Source organism: Hyalangium gracile (assembly GCF_020103725.1).
In the GTDB taxonomy this organism is placed as follows: domain Bacteria; phylum Myxococcota; class Myxococcia; order Myxococcales; family Myxococcaceae; genus Hyalangium; species Hyalangium gracile.
Window position 1 is genome coordinate 19,305 of record NZ_JAHXBG010000042.1, and the last position, 15,229, is coordinate 34,533.

The following is a 15,229-nucleotide window of genomic DNA, read 5'->3' on the forward strand; positions in this document are numbered from 1 at the left end:
GAGGCCCCGGGCTCGGGCTGCCGCCGCGTCATCAGTCCCGGATGGACTCCGGGGACAGCGGCAGCTCGAGCGTCGCCGTGGCTCCCTTGCCCGGGCCCTCGCTCTCCAGCGTCAGGTTGCCGCCCAGGATCTGCGCCGCCAGCACGCTCGAGTGCAGGCCGAAGCCGTGGCCGTCCTTGCGAGTGGTGAAGCCGTGCGTGAAGAGCTTCTCGCGCACCTCCTGCGCGATGCCCACCCCGACATCCACCACCTGGATGCGCGCCACCCGGCCGTCGGCCACCAGCCGCACGCGCAGGTGCCGCTGCCCCAGGGGCAGCGGGTCCAGCGCGTACTTCGCGTTGCTGATCAGGTTGATGAGGATCTGCAGCACCTTGTGCTTGTCCACCCTCACCTTGGGCACCGGGGACAGCTCGTGCTGGACGGACACGCCGTGGCGCTGGAGCGCCCCCGTCTGGATGCGCAGGGCGTCCTGGATGAGCCGGGCCAGGTCGCACTCCTCCGTCATCAGCGAGTTCCGGGCGTAGGTCTGCTGCACCTGGACGATGGCGCGGATGTGCTCCACGTGCCGCCCCATCATGTCCAGGTCCTCCCGCAGGCGGGCGTGCTCGTCCATCAGCTCGTCGGCCAGCGCGTCCAGGTACTCCGGCAGGTTGCCGCCCCGCGCCCCCTTGGCCACGAACTCGGCCAGGCGCTCGCGGTTCTCCAGCAGCAGGCCGGTGGCCTGCTTGAGCCGGCTCACGCGCGAGCCCTCCACGGTCTGCTGCATCACCTCGAGGTTCACGACGGCGCTGGTGAGCACGTTGCCCACGTTGTGCAGCACGTTGGAGGCCACCTCGGCCATGCCCACCTCGCGCGCGGTGTCCACCAGCCGGGCCTGCGCCTCCTTCAGCTCGCGCGTGCGCTCCTCCACCCGCTGCTCCAGCTCGTCATTGGCCCGGCGCAGCTCCGCCTTGGCGCGCTGCACGTCCGCGTACAGCCGGGCATTCTCGATGGAGATGGCCGCCTGTGAGGCCAGGTGCCCCAGCAGCGCCAGGCGCGCGGGGTTGAAGGCGTTGGTGGCCAGGTTGTTCTCCAGGTACAGCGCTCCGGAGAACTGATCCCCGCGCATCAGCGGCAGGCACAGCACCGACCGTGCCCGGCTGCGCGCCAGGTACGCGTCCGAGGCGAACGGGTGGGGCTGGGAGGCATCCGCGATGAGCACGTGCTCCCGGGTGCGCCGGACATAGGAGAGGATCGTCCACGGCAGCTCGGGGTCTCCATCGTCGCCGGAGGAAACGGGGGGAGTGCTCCGATCCGCGTTGGAGGTGGCCACCACCGAGAGCGTCTCTCCCTCCGGCAGCAGCAGGGCGCCGCGCTGGGCGCCAGCGTTCTCGATGGCCGCCTGCATCAGCGTCGTCACGAGCCGGTCCAGGACGATCTCGCTGGAGATGGCCTGCTGGGCCTTCACCACCGTGAGCGCGTCGATCCGGGTCGTGTCCGTGCTGCTGCTGCTGGTCGAGGCGTCCTCCTGGGACAAGGCGGCCGACAGGTGCGGCCACTGGGAGTCCAGTTGCTGGAGCTTGCCGTGGGCGCCCCAGTGTCGGTAGGCCACTCGGGCCTCGCGCGCGAAGGTGTGCGCGACGATCGGAGCCCGCCGCGTGCGCCAGAAGTTCGCCGCCAGCTCGCTGGCCACCCCGACGAAGTGGGTGGCGCCGCTCTCCCGAGCCTCCTGGATGGCCTCCTCGTAAGCGCGCGTCGCCTCCTCGGAGCGTCCCATCAGGCGGGCCAGCTCCGCGGACACCATGAGCTCGGGGGCACGGAACGTCGACGGAGAGTGGGTGGCCCACTCCGCCAGCTGCTGCTGGTGGCGCTGGATGTCCCCCAGCCACCGCTGCTGCTCCTCCGGCGAGGCCTTGTCGAAGAGCGCGGCCAGGGACAGGGCGCGGTAGAGCTGGAGCTCCCGCTCGCGGAGGTTGCCATTGGTGGCCCAGAGCAGCTCGGTGGCCTTGTCCGCCGCCTCGAGCGCCTCGCGGTACGCGCCGCACATGAAGCGCGACTCCATCTTGAGCGACCAGTACCAGAACCGCATGCTGCTCATGCGGGGGGCGGTCATCCCGGCCTCGAAGGCAGGCTCGTCGAAGTCGTCCGTGCTCAGCGAGTCGAACGAGTGCGCGCGCCCGCGCAGCTGCTGCGCGTAGGCCCGGAAGACGCGCAGCGCGTCCCGCGGATCCAGGATGCCGGCCTTCTCCAGGAACTCGCTGTACGTCCCCAGCTCCCGCTGGACGTCCTCGAGGTCGTGCCCCATGGCGAGGCGGGTGGAGACGATCGACACGCAGCACCAGGTGGCGCCATAGAAGTCGCCCATCTGGAGCCCCTGATGGAGGCCGCTGCGAGCGATCTCCAGGGAGTTCTCCAGGGGCTGGGTGAAGGTGCTGATGAAGTGCAGGCTCAGCAGCGCGCCCGAGCGATGGGCGGCGACGTTGTGGCGCTCCGCGAAGGCGCGGGCGAGCAGCCCCAGGGCCAGCCCCTCCTGGTACCGATTGAACGCGGCGCCGGTGAGCACGCCGAACCAGCCCCAGCCCAGCACCGCCGACTCCGTGATGCCGTGACGCAGGGTGAGGGAGACCAACCGGCTCAGCAGGACGATGAGCAGGTGTCTGTCCGTGACGAAGGCCTTCGGGGTGAGCGAGGCGAGCGCCCCCACCAGCAGCTTCATGTCCGGGTCGGTCATGAGCGGCAGGTCGATGAGGCTCTCGATGGGGCGGTCTCCCAGAGCGGCCCACGCCTCCTCGTGAGCGGCCCGCGCCTCCTCCCAGGTGGGGTGCGCGGGGATGCGCGCGCCCAGCATCGCCGTGCACTCCAGCATGCACGCGACGGACGCATCCACGTCACCCAGCGCGATGAGGACGTCGCTCTTCAGCCAGGTGGCTGTCACCACGTGGGTCGGAGTGCTCACCCGGGTGAGGAGCTCGTCCACCTGCTGGCGCGCCTCGACGGCATTGCCACTCACCAGCTCGCAGCGCGCGCGTGCCAGCCGCACCTTGAAGGCGAGCTCCCGGTCCGTGGTCCACGGGTCTCCCGGAATGTGGGCGAAGGCGGCGGAGAAGTAGTGGATGGCCGGGCGGGTGGCCACCGCGGCCTCGGCCTTCGCGCCCGCCTCGGCGTTCAGCCGGGCGAGGTGGTGGCGCTCCGCGGGGCCATCGATCAGATCGGCCCCCGCGTTGAGCTGGCTCACCACGTCGAAGATCAGCTCGCGCAGCTGCTCGGCAGACAGGCGCTGGAGCAGCAGCCGGCCGATGCGCAGGTGGGCCTCCTTGCGCTCCTGCTCCGAGAGGAGGGTGTGGGCCGCCTGCTGGATGCGGTCATGGAGGAAGCGGTACTGCTCCGGGCTGGAGCGCACCAGCATGCCCTCCTGGAGCGCGGGCTCGAGCCCCTCCGCCACCTCCCCCACGTCCGCCAGCTCGCCCAGGGTGCCCAGCAGCGGGAGCGAGAAGACGTTGCCCACGCACGCCGCCAGCCGCAGCAGGTGCTGCGTCCCGGAGGGAAACTGGCGCAGCTTGTCCACCATGAAGTCGACGACGTTGTCCGAGTAGCCCCTGGCCCGGACGCCCTCGGCATCCCACCGCCAGCCGATTCCGGGGACGTGCACCAGCAGGCCGTCCTGGTTCAGCGTCACCATGAACTGGAGGAGGAAGAAGGGGTTGCCGCCCGTCTTCTCGCGCAGCAGCGCCGCCAGGGGGAGGACCACCTCCTCGGGCGCGCCCGAGAGCGTGTCGGCCACGAGCCGGGCGACCTGCTCCGGGCTGAGGGGCTCCAGCCGAATTTCACTCATCCGCGCGCCGGCCTTGCGCGCCTCCTCCAGCACCGGCATCAGCGGGTGAGAGGGGCTCACCTCGTTGTCGCGGTAGGCGCCAATCCACAGCACCGGCGGCGTCTCCGGCTGGGAGAGCATCTGCTGGATGAACTTCAGGCTGGCCAGGTCCGCCCACTGCAGGTCATCCAGGAACACCACCAGCGGGTGCTCGGTGGTGGCGAACACCTGCAGGAACCGGCGGACCACCTGATGGAAGCGGTGCTGGGCCTCGTGGGGGGGCAGCTCCGCGAGCGGGGGCTGCTTGCCCACCAGCATCTCCACCTGGGGCACCAGGTCCACGAGCACCTGTCCCTGGCCCTCCCAGGCCTGGTTCACCCGCTCGCGCCAGCGGGCCACCTCCTCGTCCCTGCCCGCGAGCAGCTGCTGCACCAGGCCGCCGATGGCCTGCGCGAGGGTGGCGTAGGGAACGTCCCGCTGGAACTGGTCGAACTTGCCGCTGAGGAAGAAGCCGCGCCGCTTCACCACCGGCTTGTGCAGCTCGTGCACCACCGAGGACTTGCCGATGCCCGAGTAGCCGCTCACCAGGAACAGCTCCGGCCTCCCGGTGCGGACGACGCGCTCGAAGCCCTGGAGCAGGCTGGAGACCTGGGCGTCGCGCCCATAGAGCCGCTGCGGCAGCTGGAAGCGGCGGGGCATGTCCTGCGTGCCCAGCGCGAAGACTTCCCGCGCGTCCTGGACGGGGGCCTCACGGCAGCGCTCCAGGTCCGCCTTCAGCCCCTCGGCGCTCTGGTAGCGCTCCTCGGCCACCTTGGCCAGCAGCTTCATCACGATGGCGGACAGCGCCGGCGGCATCTCGGCGTTGAGCTCGTGCGGTGGCCTGGGCGTCTGCGCCATGTGCGCGTGGAACCACTCGAGCGCGTCCCGCCCCTGGAAGGGCCGCCTTCCCGTGAGCAGCTCGTACAGCGTGACGCCCAGCGAGTAGAAGTCGGTGCGGTAGTCCACCGCCCGGTTCATCCGCCCCGTCTGCTCGGGCGACATGTACGCCAGCGTGCCTTCCACCAGGTGCGTGGGGGCCGCGTCCAGGTGCTCCACCTTCTGGAGCGTGGCGACGCCGAAGTCGATGAGGCGCGCCTCTCCCGAGGGCTCGAAGATGATGTTGGAGGGCTTGATGTCCTTGTGGATGACGTTGCGGGAGTGGATCTGCGCGAGCGTGGAGGCCAGGGAGGTGGCCAGGCTCAGGAACCGAGGGAGCTCCAGGGGCCGGCTCACCGACTCGGACAGGGGCTCGCCCTGCACCCGCTCCAGCAGCAGCACGGGCCGCTCGCGGATGCGCTCGTAGGAGTAGGGCCGGACCACGCCATGCACGTCCCGGAGCCGCTCCAGGATTCCGAACTCCCGACGGTAGCGCTCGCTCTCACTGGCCCCAGGCGAGGGCGTCATCGGCGTCTTGATGATGACGGGCAGGCCATCGGCCTCTCGCACCGCGTGGAAGAGCACGTTCGAGCCGGTGGCGCGCAGCGTGCCCAGAACTCTGAAGCCCGGGATGTCCAGCATGGAAGTGAGCAGTCCCCCTGAGCGAGGGGCCTCCATGACCGCCTCGGCTCAACACGCGGGAGCGTACACGCTCATCGGGGACGATGCCCGCCAGGCAACACTTTTGGACAGGCCCTCGGTGCCTTGGAGAGGGAGGCGGGCCCAGGGTTGCCAGGGGAAGCACGGCCAGAGGAGCGGCCGACTCCGGGAGGGGTTCGGCCGAATCCTCGCCGGGTCCTCCCAGCCCCAGGGCCCGGAGGTGCCTGGCGGGCTCGCGCTAGGGGCCGACCTTGAACTCGTGGACGGGGTGGGACTGGAAGGACAAGCCCACCATGATGCCGAGCACATATCGGCCGGGCTTGTCCGGGGCCTGGAGGAAGAGGCTCACCTTGCCCTTGGACTGGATGTGCTTGGAGCCGAGGCGCTCCGCCTTCACGCCGCCATTCTTCTGGAAGTCCTCGGCCTCCATGATGATGACGCGTCCCGCGCCCGCCTTGCCGTTCGGGTCGAAGTCGTCCGGGGTGCGCACCGTGAACGAGATGCCATCCCCGGGCTTGTACGTGGACCCCAGGCCGCTGAACTCGAAGGAGTAGCGCCTGACAGGCGGGGCAGCGCCGAACGGGATGGCGGGCCCCTTGTAGATCTGCTCCTTCAAGTCCTTCGGAGCGATGGCCGGTCCCGTATGCGAGGAGTCTGGCGAGACGGCGGTCGGCCCCCTGCCGGCGAGCGCCTCGAGCAGGGCCTTGATGCCCTCCTTGATGCCCTCCCCCACTCCGCTGGCGATGGCGTCGTCGAGCTTCTTCTTCGCCTCGTCGTTGGGGAGGAAGGGCTGGATCTTCACCACGAGATCCCTCAGCTCTCGCACGAGCGGATCCCGCTTCACCGCATCTCCCGCGGCGGGGATGAGCTCGGCCAATTCGTTGAGCCGCCGGGTCATCGCGGGCGGCACGGAGCCGAGCGCCGGGGCGGGCGCTGCTTCCTTCTTGGGAGGAAGCGCGGGCCCCTGCTGAGGAGGAGGCGTGCTCGGCGATGGCATGGGAGGAGGAGGCGCGACCGTGGCGCTCGCCCTCTGGATGTGGACCTCGACGCGTCGGTTGAACCGGTTCTCGCTCGGGGTGTCGACCGCCAGCGCCGACTTCCCCAGGCTCACGGCCTTCACCTGCCCCTGCGCCTGGGCGGGGAGCTTGGACAGCAGCTTCTGCCGGACGCTCTCCGCCCTCGCCTGTCCGAGGGCCAGGTTGCGCTCCGGGCTGTCGACGGCATCCGTGTGCCCCACGAGGAGGATGGAACCGCCGGAGCCGAGCGGGTTCGCGGCCAGCTCCGCCACCAGCGCATCGATCTGCTTCTCGTGCTCGGGGGTGAGCGAGGAGCCGCCGAAGGCGAAGCTGTCCAGGGTGTACTGGCCCTTGGCCGCGGGAATCTTCGCGTCGGGCTCGGCCGCCGGCGCCTTCTTCTCGTCCTCGCGCTGGATGGCCAGGGAGGGCGGCGAACCGGCATGGCCCAGGGAGGCATCCAGCACCGCCTCGCTCGACTCTCCGCGCACCACCTTGTCCGCGACCGCGTCCGCGTGGTGCTCGTGGCGATCTCCCGACTGCCCCACTCCGCCAGCGGGAACCACGCCGGCCCGCTGCTGGAGCGCGTGCGCCGCCTCGTGCGCCGCGGTGTGGAGGCTCGGCGCTCCGGCGAACGCGACGTGGTGGCCCATCGTGAACGCCTTCGCGCCCATCGCCCGCGAGCCCTGCTCCGCCGCCGCGCCGGTGTGGGCCACGACGCCGGACACGTCATGCCTTCCGAACGACTTCTGGATCTGCTCGAAGTAGGGCAGCCCTCCGCCCGCTCCGCTCGTGCCGAGCCTCGCCGCCTGATGAACCGCCGCGCTGTCCCGGGCTTCCGGAGCGTGGGCTGGTGACACGGACTCCGAGGCGCTGGCCCTCTTGGCCTGCACGCGACTCGCCCCGTAGATCCATTGCTCGTGGAGCGCGCCGGGTGACGACGAGCGGGAGCGCTCGTGCGCTACGGGCCTCTGGCCCCCTGCCATCGGTTCAGGACGTCCTTTCCGATCGAACATGCGCGCACCTCGGAGTACCCCGCCATCATAACTTCAGCTCACTCCGTGCGCTCTCTGAGTGCCTTCGGACTGCTCTCCGCGGCCTTGGCGCGGGTGGTCGCCCACAGGTGGGCGAAGACCGCAGCCCGGTCGGCCGAGCCTGGATCGAAGCGCCCGGCCCGGATGTCCGAGGCCAGCCGTCGCTCCAGGACGGACAGCTCGCTTCCGTCATCGCCATAGAGGGCGGCGAGTCGGTGCCGCGCGGCCTCGAGCGGCGCCTGGCCAGCCGCGGCCTGCCGTGCGGCGATGCCGATGGCATTCAGCACCATGCGCGCCTGGTAGGTCAGCTCCTGGGGCAGGGCCGGCAGCAGCGTGTCGGAGAGCACCGCCTGGGCGGCCTCCAGCAGCTCGTGGGCGATGGGCCTGTCACGCATGCTCGTGCTCCCGTGTCATCTCCAGGAGGTCCAGCTCCAGCGCCGGCAGGATGTGCGCCGTCAGCGCCAGCTCCAGGTTGCTCTCCCCACCCGAGACGTGCCGCTCGGCTTGTTGGAGGGCGATGATCGCCCAGCGCATGGTCGCCATGGCCTCCCAGTAGGGAACCCGGGCACGGTCGATGGTGGCTCCGCTCTCGCGCTCGTAGCCGCGATAGAAGTCCTCGCGCGCGCCGAGCCCTCCCGCCTCTCGCTCCAGGGCGCCGAAGCGCCAGCACGGAGCGCAGAACCATCCGATGTCGGCCAGCGGGTCGCCCCAGCCGGCGAACTCCCAGTCGAGGATTCCGGTCACGCCCCGCGCGTCGACCATGATGTTGCCGGTGCGAAAGTCATTGTGGCAGAGGGTCGGCCGAGGCGTGTCGGACGCGTGGCGCTCCAGCCAGCGCAGGCCCCACTCGAGCGCGGGGTGCGCCGCCTCGTGCCGGTCGAGCCAGCCACGAAAGTCGGCGATCCACCGACGCGCCAGGCTGACCGGCGGCGCTCCCAGGAAGGCCAGCTCCGCGCGCGGCGGACGGATGGAGTGGATGCGCGCCAGCTCCCGCCCCAGCCTCTCGGTCAGTGCCACCCGTCCTCCTCCAGCGGCCGCGTCCTTCACCAGCCGATGCCCCGCGGCGGTGCCGCTGACGCGACGCATGACGAGGAGCGGCTTGCCGAGCACGACGCCTTGCGCGTCCTGCCACAGCGGCTCGGGCACCGTCACTCCGGCGGCGAAGGCGGCCTGGAACAGGGCGAACTCCTGGGGCCGCCCCATGCTGACCGCCACCCCCGAGGGCGCGTCGGTGCGCACGACCAGCGCCTGACGGCCGTCCAGCGGCCCGCCCGTGAAGGCCACCTCCAGTGCCCAGTTCTCCTGGATGGCTCCACCGGACAGCCGGGAGAGGGAGAGGATCTCCGCGTCCCTCGCCTCGGCCTGGGAGGCGAGCCAGACCGCCAGTGCCGCGCGCCGGGCCTCCATCACACTCCCCAGCTCCAGAAGTCCCTGCCCTCTTTCTGGAGGCTGCGGAACAGGACCATCTTGTGCACCTCCGAGGCACCGTCGACCAGCCGGGCCTGACGGGCATAGCGGTACATCCACTCCAGCGGGGTGTCCTTGGAGTAGCCACGGGCGCCGTTGAGCTGGATGGCGGTGTCGATGGCCTGGTGCAGAGCGTCGGCGACGACGATCTTGGCCATGCTGACCTCCTTCCGGGCGAAGTCCCCGGCATCGAGCTTCCATGCGGCCTTCATCGTCAGCAGGCGGCCGATCTCGATCTGGAGCGCGGCGTCGCCCAGCAGGGTCTGCACGCTCTCGTGCTCGGCCAGCGTCTGCCCGAAGGCGAGCCGGTCACGCACATACTCTCCACCGATCTCCAGGGCTCGCCGCGCCAGCCCCAGCCAGCGCATGCAGTGGGTGAGCCGGGCGGTGCCCAGGCGGATCTGCGTTGCCTTCAGGCCGTCTCCGACGTTCATCAGCCGGTTCGCGTCGGGGACCTCGAGGCCCTCGTAGACCAGCTCGCAGTGTCCGCCGTGCTCCTCTGGCCCCATGATCGGAATGCGTCGCTCGATGCGCCAGCCGGGGTCGTCGCGGTGGTGGAGGAAGCAGGTCAGCCCGGTCCGGGGGTCGTCGGAGGTGCGGGCGACCACGATGAAGTGGGACGCCGCCGCAGCCCCGGTGATGAACCACTTGCGGCCGGTGATGAACCAGGTGTCGCCCTTCTTCTCGGCGCGGGTGAGCATCATGCCTCCCGGGTCGGAGCCGGAGCCGGGACGGGGCTCTGTCATGGCGAATGAGCTGCGCACCGCGCCATCGACGATGGGCTGCAGCCAGCGCTCCTTCTGCTCGGGGGTGCCCACCTTCTCCAGCAGCATCATGTTGCCGTCGTCGGGCGCGGCGGCGTTGAAGCAGACGGGGCCGAAGATGGAGCGGTTCATCTCCTCATAGAGGGCAGCCATCCCGACGACGCCGAGCCCCAGGCCACCGCGCGCCCTGGGCATCTGCGGCGCCCAGAGCCCGGCCTCCTTGACCCTGGCGCGGACCGCCCGTAGCGCGTCCTCGTGGATGTTCTCGTGGTCGTCCCGGGCGGTGGGGTCGCTCTCCAGCGGGATGATGTGGGTCTCGACGAAGGCGCGCACGCGGGCACGCAGAGCGTCGACTTCGGGGGACAGGGAAAAGTCCATGTGCGGCTCCTCAGAGGGAACTGACGAGATGGCCGCCATCCACCGCCAGGACCGCGCCGGTCATGTAGGCGGCGGCGTCCGAGCAGAGCAGCAGCAGCGGCCCATCGAGGTCGGCGAGTTGTCCCAGACGGCGCTGCGGGATGCGCTGGATCAGCGCCTTGCCCGCCTCGGTCTGGAAGAAGTCACGGTTGAGGTCGGTCTCGATATAGCCGGGGCACAGCGCGTTGACCTGGATGCGGTAGCGAGCCCACTCCAGGGCCAGCGCCTGGGTGAGCTGGATGAGGCCCGCCTTGGCCGCGGCGTAGTGGGACAGCATCCCGGCGACGCGCAGGCCCAGGATGGAGGCGACGTTGACGATGGTGCCGGGGCGCCCGGCGGCCTTCAGGCGCCGCGCCGCCTGCTGGGCCACGGTGAAGCAGCCGGTGAGGTTGGTGTCGAGGACGCGGCTCCACTCGTCGTGCGAGATGTCGAGGGCCGGGGCGGTGCTGGTGACTCCGGCGTTGTTGATGACCACGTCAATGACTCCGGCGGCGCTCGCGGCGGCGTCGAACGCCGCGGAGACCGAGGCGGGGTCGCGCACATCGAGGGCCACCGCATGCGCGCTCATGCCCCGTGCGCGCAGGTCGGCCACGGTGTCCTGCAACAACGACTCACGCCGGGCGGCCAGCACCACGGTGGCGCCAGCGGCTCCCAGCGTCGAGGCGAAGTGCCGCCCCAGGCCGCTGGAGGCGCCCGTGATGAGCACGTTCCTGCCGTGCAGCGAGCATGTCAGGCCCATGACGCACCCCTTCCTGTCCGGGGAATCCGAACGAACGTTCGTTATTATCGGGGTTGACGGGCCAGTGCTGGCAAGTCTCTTCTGAAGGAAACGTCCTCCCCCGAGCTTCCATGGCGGCACGCGCGCCCACGCCCACACAAGAAGACGCCTTCGCCAGGGAGCACGGGCTCACCCTGGACGAGATCTGCGAGCGCCTGTACCAGCGGCACCGGGAGCGGATGGAGGTGAAGAAGCCCCGCACGGCGGTGGTGAACCTGGCCCGCGTGCTGCCGGCGACGCTCCGCCTGTCCGAGCAGCAGGGCTTCCACGAGATGAGCATGCGCGACCTCAGCCGGGCCTCGGGCGTGAGCCTGGGGGCGCTCTACAGCTACATCCGGGACAAGGACACCCTGCTGGAGCTGATGCTCGATGTGGTCTCCGACGCGGTGGAGCGGGTGCTGGTCACCGTGCCGGAGGAAGTACGCGCCGATCCGCGCGCCCATCTGCGGTGGATCATCCACCGCCACATCCAGCTGACCGAGGCGCTGCCCGCCTGGTTCCGGTTCGCGTATCTGGAAGCCAAGGGCTTCGGACCCTCGGCACGGAAGCGGGCCCGCCAGGAGGAATTGGCCACCGAGCGCCTCATCCACGAAGCCCTGGAGTCGGGCGTGCGGCAGGGTGTGTTCCGGAGGATGGACATCGATATGACGGCGGCGCTGATCAAGCCGCTGCTTCAGGAGTGGTATCTGAAGCGCTGGAAGTACCGCCAGCGCGACGTCTCTCCCGAGGCCTATACCGACGCCGTCATGAACCTGCTGGAGGGCAGCCTGCTCGCCGATGAGCGCCCGGACAGCGCCACCCGAGCGAAGAAGGCGCGTGCTCGAGCGAGCACGAAGTAGGCGACGGACGTCCAGCCCTGCTCACCCCTGCTTGAGCGTCGCGATGTCGATCACGAAGCGGTAGCGCACGTCGTTGCGCATCATGCGCTCGTAGGCCTCGTTGATCTTCTGGATGGGGATGAGCTCGATGTCCGAGACGATCTTGTGCTTCGCGCAGTAGTCGAGCATCTCCTGCGTCTCGGCGATGCCCCCGATGTTCGAGCCCACCAGCCGCTTGTTCCCGTTGATGAGCGAGAAGGCGCCCACGGGGGCAGGCTCCGGCGGAACGCCCACGAGCACCATCGTGCCCAGCGGGCGCAGCATGCGGAGGTACTTGTTGTAGTCGTGGGGCGCCGAGATGGTGTCGATGAGCAGATCGAAGCGGTTGGCCAGCTTGCGGAAGGTGCCCTCGTCCTTGGTGTTCTCGAACGCCTGAGCCCCCAGCCGGCGCGCATCCGCCTCCTTCGAGCTGGAGGTGCTGAGCATCGTCACCTCGGCGCCCATGGCCACGGCGAACTTGACCGCCATGTGGCCCAGCCCGCCCAGCCCCACCACGCCCACCCGGTCGCCCTTCTTGCAGTTCCACTGCTTGAGCGGCGAGTACGTGGTGATGCCCGCGCACAGCAGCGGCGCGGCGCCCGCGGGCTCCAGCCCTTCCGGCACCTTCAGCGCGAAGTGCTCGGTCACGACGACCTGCGAGGAGTAGCCACCGTACGTCGGCGTCTTCCGGTCCAGCTCCGTGCTGTTGTACGTGAACGCGACACCCTTCTCGCAGAACTGCTCGAGCTGTCGGCGGCACGGATCGCAGTCCCGACACGAGTCGACCATGCAGCCCACGCCCGCCATGTCGCCGACCTTGAGCTTCGTCACCTTCGGGCCGACCTGCTTGACCCTGCCGATGATCTCGTGGCCCGGCACCATGGGGAAGCGAGCGCCACCCCACTCGTCGCGGGCCTGGTGGATGTCGGAGTGGCAGACGCCGCAGTAGAGGATGTCGATGAGCACGTCATGCGGGCCGGGCTCGCGGCGCTCCAGCGTGAAGGGGGCCAGCGGGGAGCTGGCGGTCGCCGCCGCATACGAGAGAGTCTTCAGCATCGAGTCGTTCCTTCCTGGATCGAGTCAGGTGAGTCCAAATCTGCGCCCGGCAGCCATCTCGCGAAACAGAACATCCCGACGAGCTGGGTCGGCGGGCGCCTGTTCGAGCAGGCAAGACCCGCCGTCAACCGGGCGCCCGAGCCGCTGGAGGCCGCGCCTTCGTGGACACGGCCCATGAGGTGATGGCGAGAGCCTCTCGCTAGGTGGCCGGAGGCACCACCGGGGCCGCGGGCGAGCGCAGTGGCTCGGCGGGCAGCTCCGGCGCCGCGACGTGCCGGATGAGCGACTCCAGCGGCTTCGGGTCCGCCATGCGCCTGGCCAGCTCCAGCAGCACCATCTGGCTGCGCACCTGGGAGCCATCCTGCCCCACCGGCGCATACGTCCCGTCCCGCTGCAGCCGCCGCGCCTTCACGTTGTCCTTGAGCGCCACCCCCAGCACCTCGTCCAGCAGCCGCTGGCGCAGGGCCGGCTCCTCCACCGGGAACATCGTCTCGATGCGGCGCAGGAAGTTGCGCGGCATCCAGTCCGCGCTCGACATCCACACCTCCGCCTGGGGCCCCTCGCCGAAGGCGAACACCCGGCTGTGCTCCAGGAAGCGGTCCACCACGCTCGTCACGCGGATGTTCTCGCTCACCCCCGGCACGCCCGGCCGCAGGCAGCAGATGCCGCGCACCAGCAGGTCGATCTTCACCCCCGCCTGGCTCGCCGCGTACAGCGCCTTGATGACGCTGGAGTCCACCAGCGAGTTCATCTTCGCGATGATGCGCGCCGCGTCCCCCTTCTTCGCCTTCTCCGTCTCTCGGTGGATGAGCGCCAGCACCTTCTCCTGCAGGCCCATGGGCGCCACCACCAGCCGCTTCCACTGCGGCGCCGTGGAGTAGCCCGTCAGCATGTTGAAGAGCGCCGTCACGTCCTCGGCGATCTCCTGCCGCGCCGTGAACAGCGACAGGTCCGTGTACTGCCGCGCCGTCGTCGGGTTGTAGTTACCCGTGCCCAGGTGCACGTACCGACGGATGCCGTTGCCCTCGCGGCGCACCACCAGCGCCACCTTGCAGTGCGTCTTCAGGCCGATCAGCCCGTAGACGACGTGCACCCCGTTCTCCTCCATCCGCCGCGCCCAGGCGATGTTGTTGGCCTCGTCCAGCCGGGCCTTGATCTCCACCAGCACCGCCACCTGCTTGCCGTTCTCCACCGCCCGCGTCAGCGCCCGGGCGATCGGGCTGTCGCCGCTGGTGCGGTACAGCGTCTGTTTGATGGCCAGGACGTTCGGGTCCTCCGCCGCCTCCTCCAGGAAGCGCACCACCGGATCGAACGACTCGTAGGGGTGGTGCAGCAGGATGTCCCGCTTGGCGATGATGCTCATCACCGGCTCTTCATCCCTCAGCACCGGCGGCACCGCCGGCACCAGCGGCTCCACGCGCAGCTCGGGCCGCACGTCCAGGTCCGTCAGCATCATCAGGTCCGACGGCTGAAGCGGACCCTGCAGGCGGTAGACGTCCGGCGTGCCCAGCTTCAGCGCCGCCGTGAGCGACGTCTCCAGCTCTGCGCTGGCCGCCGCGTCCAGCTCCAGCCGCACCGCGGCGCCCCTGTCCCGCCGGCGCAGCTCCTCCTGGATGGTGGAGAGCAGGTCCGCGCTCTCCTCCTCGTCCACGTTGAGGTCCCAGTTGCGAGTGACGCGGAAGGCCGCCGTCTGCTCCACCGCGTAGCCCGGGAACAGCTCCCCGGCGGACAGCGCGATGAGTTCCTCCAGGGGCAGCACCGCCAGCGTGGTGCCCTGCGGCGGCGGCAGCGACACCAGACGGCTGAGCACGCTGGGCACCTGCACCACCGCCAGCGACGTCTCGCGCATGTTGCGCTTGCGCTTGGGGCCCTCTCGCCGCAGCAGCACCGCCACGTTCAGCGACTTGTTGCGCAGGTGCGGGAACGGGTGGCCCGGGTCCACCGCCAGCGGCGTGAGCGCCGGGAACACCGACGAGGTGAAGTACGACTTCGCCGCCGCCTTCTGCTCCGCGGTGAGCTTGTCCCGCGTCAGCACCGCCACCCCGTGCGAGGCCAGCTTCGGCAGCAATTCCTCGCGCCAGAGCCGGTACACCTCGTCCACCATCGCGTGCACGTGCTCGCTGATGGCCGCCAGCTGGTCCGCCGGCAGCATGCCGTCAGCCGCCGTCTCCGCCACCCCGCTGGCCAGCTGCTGCTTCAGGCCCGCCACCCGCACCATGAAGAACTCGTCCAGGTTCGAGGACGTGATGGCGAAGAACTTCAGCCGCTCGTAGATGGGCAGGCTCGCCTCTCGCACGTCCGCGAGCACCCGCTCGTTGAATGCAATCCACGACAGCTCGCGGTTGATGAACAGCTGGGGGTCGTTGAGATCCACGATGCGAGACTCTTGCACGATCTCCCCCACGTCACGTCACGGGGATGTCACAGTACACCTACCCCCGGCATGATTCCTTACATCGAACGTTGAACCGTTAGACT

Annotated in this window: 9 protein-coding genes; 1 reads left to right on the forward strand and 8 read right to left on the reverse strand. The window is 70.0% G+C overall.

The window, feature by feature from the left end; all coding sequences use genetic code 11:
• Positions 1-31: 31 nt before the first annotated feature.
• The 6 genes from KY572_RS44805 to KY572_RS44830 form a co-directional block, all read right to left on the reverse strand.
• Complete coding sequence (locus KY572_RS44805) at positions 32-5,347, reverse strand: trifunctional serine/threonine-protein kinase/ATP-binding protein/sensor histidine kinase (RefSeq protein ID WP_224249931.1); 5,316 nt, start codon at positions 5,345-5,347, stop codon at positions 32-34.
• A gap of 256 nt (positions 5,348-5,603) precedes the next feature.
• A complete protein-coding gene (locus KY572_RS44810; protein ID WP_224249932.1) occupies positions 5,604-7,238 on the reverse strand; it encodes an OmpA family protein in 1,635 nt (544 codons plus the stop codon).
• Between the two features lie 194 nt (positions 7,239-7,432).
• Positions 7,433-7,807, reverse strand: a complete 375-nt coding sequence (locus KY572_RS44815) for a DUF6285 domain-containing protein (RefSeq protein ID WP_224249933.1) — start codon at positions 7,805-7,807, stop codon at positions 7,433-7,435.
• A complete protein-coding gene (locus KY572_RS44820; protein ID WP_224249968.1) occupies positions 7,800-8,819 on the reverse strand; it encodes a phosphotransferase family protein in 1,020 nt (339 codons plus the stop codon). The genes KY572_RS44815 and KY572_RS44820 overlap by 8 nt, the downstream gene beginning before the upstream one ends.
• Positions 8,819-10,021, reverse strand: a complete 1,203-nt coding sequence (locus KY572_RS44825) for an acyl-CoA dehydrogenase family protein (RefSeq protein WP_224249934.1) — start codon at positions 10,019-10,021, stop codon at positions 8,819-8,821. The genes KY572_RS44820 and KY572_RS44825 overlap by 1 nt, the downstream gene beginning before the upstream one ends.
• A gap of 10 nt (positions 10,022-10,031) precedes the next feature.
• Complete coding sequence (locus KY572_RS44830; RefSeq protein ID WP_224249935.1) at positions 10,032-10,799, reverse strand: SDR family NAD(P)-dependent oxidoreductase; 768 nt, start codon at positions 10,797-10,799, stop codon at positions 10,032-10,034.
• A 110-nt stretch (positions 10,800-10,909) separates the two neighbouring features.
• On the opposite strand from KY572_RS44830, the gene KY572_RS44835 reads away from it, so the two are divergent.
• A complete protein-coding gene (locus KY572_RS44835; RefSeq protein ID WP_224249936.1) occupies positions 10,910-11,677 on the forward strand; it encodes a TetR/AcrR family transcriptional regulator in 768 nt (255 codons plus the stop codon).
• Positions 11,678-11,698: 21 nt separating this feature from the next.
• Here the strand turns inward: KY572_RS44835 and KY572_RS44840 are convergent, their stop codons facing one another.
• Together KY572_RS44840 and ppk1 are read right to left on the reverse strand one after the other, a co-directional pair.
• Positions 11,699-12,751, reverse strand: coding sequence for an NAD(P)-dependent alcohol dehydrogenase (locus KY572_RS44840; protein ID WP_224249937.1), 1,053 nt, complete (start codon positions 12,749-12,751; stop codon positions 11,699-11,701).
• Positions 12,752-12,950: 199 nt separating this feature from the next.
• The gene (gene ppk1, locus KY572_RS44845; RefSeq protein ID WP_224249938.1) at positions 12,951-15,143 is read right to left on the reverse strand and encodes a polyphosphate kinase 1; all 2,193 of its coding nucleotides are present in this window, start codon (positions 15,141-15,143) and stop codon (positions 12,951-12,953) included.
• Positions 15,144-15,229 lie beyond the last annotated feature (86 nt).